Origin of the sequence: Nocardia amamiensis NBRC 102102 (assembly GCF_001612745.1) — a bacterium.
In the GTDB taxonomy this organism is placed as follows: domain Bacteria; phylum Actinomycetota; class Actinomycetes; order Mycobacteriales; family Mycobacteriaceae; genus Nocardia; species Nocardia amamiensis.
Window position 1 is genome coordinate 1 of the sequence record NZ_BDBA01000372.1, and the last position, 3,073, is coordinate 3,073.

A 3,073-nucleotide genomic window follows, 5' to 3' on the forward strand; every position below is an offset into this window, starting at 1 on the left:
CTGCTGCGGCTGATCCCCCATCCAGCCGCTGCGGGTTCAGTCGGCCGCCGCCGAGCCTTCTACACCCCTGGCCCGGGAAGCCGCTGTTGCCGCTGACTCCGCGCCATGCCGCTGCGGCTTCAATCAGGCCCGTGGTGTCTCGCCAGCGGGCCACCGCTGTCGCTGACTTCGCCGCAGCCGCCGCGTGTTCAATCGCGCCAACGCCGAGCCCCGCAGCACCCGGCGGACGACCGCTGACTCGGCCGGTGAGTTCAATCGGACCCGTCCAAGTCCCGTCGGCAGCCGGCACACGGGCGCTGCAGCTGATCGCTTCGGTTGCCCGGGTTTCAATCGCGCCCACGTCGGGGCCTGCGCGCACTCGTCTGGCTTGCCGCTACCGCCGACCTCGCTTCGGTCGCCACGCGTTGAGCCGGGCTCGCGCGACGCCGTGGCGCGCGCGGCTGGATGTACAGGACAGTGTGGGTTCAGTCGCGCCTGTCGACGTGACCGAGGTCGCGCTCGGGGGCCACTCGGTCGCGCACCCGCTGCTTCAGCACCGCGATGTCGGGGAATCCGCCATCGGCCTTGCGCTCCCAGATCTGTTCGCCGTCGACGGTGATCCGGAAGACCCCGCCGGAACCGGGGATGAGCGCGACCTCACCGAGTTCGGCGGCAAACGTGCTGAGCAGTTCCTGCGCCATCCAGCTCGCCCGCAGCAACCAGCGGCATTGGGTGCAGTACTCGATCGCGACGCGTGCCATGCCCGCTGACGCTACCGGTCAGGCGTCGTGCGTGCCGTCCAGGTAGACCCAGGCTCCGCCGGACCGGGCGAATCTGCTGGTCTCGTGCAGTGTGCTGCGGCCGTCCGCGTCCCGATAATGTGCGGCGAACTCCACGGTGCCCGTGTCGTCGAACAGGCCGCCGTGCTCGGTACGGATGATCTCCAGGAAGAGCCAGCGTTGAGCGGGATCGAGAGCCAGTTCCCGGGGACGAGTGCGCGGATGCCAAGAGCGCAGCAGATAGTCGGCGTCGCCCACCGCGAACGCCGTGTACCGCGACCGCATCAGCGCCTCGGCGGTCGCGGCGGCGCGCTCGCCCCGCAGTACCGGACCGCAGCAGTCGTCGAATGCCTCACCACGCCCGCACGGGCACCGGCGCGGCCCACTCATACCGTGCTCCCTTGCGCATGAGCGAGCGCAGCGAGCGAATCATCAACACGGCGCGCACCGCGCATGCCGGAGCCGAGCGCCAGCGAGGCGCGGGCAGGCGCGGATCGTCGGTCGTTACGCGGGCTCGAGCTTCCGGACCCGAGGCTTCTGCCCGGCCAACTTTCGGAGTCGGCAAGCCGTCGGTGATTACGCGGGCTGATCCCGGACCTGACGCTCATGCGCACGATCTTGCCGCCGCTCGCATCAGGCACACCAGCCCGGTGCTCCGGAGCTCAATTTGTGCGCCTTTTTTCGCGGGGCGCGAAGTATAGCGACCGGAACTGTGATTTGCTTCGTATAGCTGTCGAATTGGTCCTGAGTCTGAGCTGCGTTTTCAGGAGGATCGTTGACTGAGGTAGCGCCCCGCGCAACGCCCGAACTGGAGGCGGTGCGTCCCTATCCGGCCAGGCTGGGCCCGAAGGGCTCCTATATCTGGAAGATGGTGACGACCACCGACCCCAAGGTGCTCGGCGTCATGTACTTGACCACGTCGGTGGCCTTCTTCATGGTCGGCGGCCTGATGGCGCTGTTGATGCGCGGTGAGCTGGCGCGGCCAGGCCTACAGTTCCTCTCCACCGAGCAGTTCAATCAGCTGTTCACCATGCACGGCACGATCATGCTGCTGTTCTACGCCACTCCGATCGTGTTCGGGTTCGCCAACGTGGTCCTGCCGCTGCAGATCGGCGCGCCCGATGTCGCGTTCCCGCGGTTGAACGCCTTCAGCTACTGGCTGTATCTGTTCGGCGCCACCATGGCGACCGCGGGGTTCACCACCCCGGGCGGCGCCGCGGACTTCGGCTGGACGGCGTACTCCCCGCTGACGGATATCGTGCACTCTCCCGGGGTGGGGGCGGATCTGTGGATCATGGGCCTGGCTGTCTCCGGTCTGGGCACGATTCTCGGTGCGGTCAACATGCTGACCACCGTTGTCTGCCTGCGCGCGCCGGGTATGACCATGTTCCGGATGCCGATCTTCACCTGGAACATCGCCGTCACCAGCATTCTGGTGCTGCTCGCCTTCCCGATACTGACCGCGGCGCTGATGGCGTTGGCCTTCGACCGGCGCCTGGGTGGCCACATCTACGACCCGGCGACCGGCGGAACCCTGTTGTGGCAGCACTTGTTCTGGTTCTTCGGCCATCCCGAGGTGTACATCATCGCGCTGCCGTTCTTCGGCATCGTCTCCGAGATCTTCCCGGTCTTCTCGCGCAAGCCGATCTTCGGTTACACCACCCTGGTCTACGCCACTTTGGCTATCGGGATGCTGTCGATCGCGGTGTGGGCGCACCACATGTATGCGACCGGTGCGGTGCTGCTGCCGTTCTTCTCGTTCATGACCTTCCTCATCGCGGTCCCGACCGGCGTGAAGTTCTTCAACTGGATCGGCACCATGTGGCGCGGTCAGCTCACATTCGAATCGCCGATGCTGTTCTCCCTCGGCTTCCTGGTGACGTTCCTGTTCGGTGGTCTGTCCGGTGTCATCCTGGCCAGCCCGCCGCTGGACTTCCACGTCACCGACTCCTACTTCGTCGTGGCGCACTTCCACTACGTGCTGTTCGGCACCATCGTGTTCGCCACCTTCGCGGGCATCTATTTCTGGTTCCCGAAGATGACCGGACGCATGATGGACGAGCGCCTGGCCAAGTGGCACTTCTGGACGACGTTGATCGGCTTCCACACCACCTTCCTGGTGCAGCACTGGGTGGGCGCGGAGGGCATGCCCCGCCGCTACGCCGACTACCTGCCCAGCGACGGCTTCACCCTGCTGAACACGATCTCCACCATCGGTGCCTTCGTGCTCGGCGCCTCGATGCTGCCGTTCCTGTGGAATGTCTTCAAGAGCTACCGCTACGGCGAAGTCGTCACCGTGGACGACCCGTGGGGCT

Annotated in this window: 3 protein-coding genes; 1 reads left to right on the top strand and 2 read right to left on the bottom strand. The window is 66.3% G+C overall.

The genetic code is table 11. The features are described from left to right. Positions 1-464: 464 nt before the first annotated feature. Together NA4_RS37740 and NA4_RS37745 are read right to left on the bottom strand one after the other, a co-directional pair. Positions 465-740 carry an Rdx family protein gene (locus NA4_RS37740; protein ID WP_067480962.1) on the bottom strand — a complete coding sequence of 92 codons (276 nt, stop codon included), beginning with the start codon at positions 738-740 and terminating at the stop codon, positions 465-467. A gap of 18 nt (positions 741-758) precedes the next feature. Next, on the bottom strand, positions 759-1,148 hold the full coding sequence (locus NA4_RS37745; RefSeq protein ID WP_067480965.1) for a YchJ family protein: 390 nt from the start codon (positions 1,146-1,148) through the stop codon (positions 759-761). A 385-nt stretch (positions 1,149-1,533) separates the two neighbouring features. Between NA4_RS37745 and ctaD the strand changes: the two genes are divergently transcribed. Further along, positions 1,534-3,073: aa3-type cytochrome oxidase subunit I (gene ctaD / locus NA4_RS37750; protein WP_067480968.1), on the top strand; the 1,540-nt coding region annotated here is incomplete at its 3' end.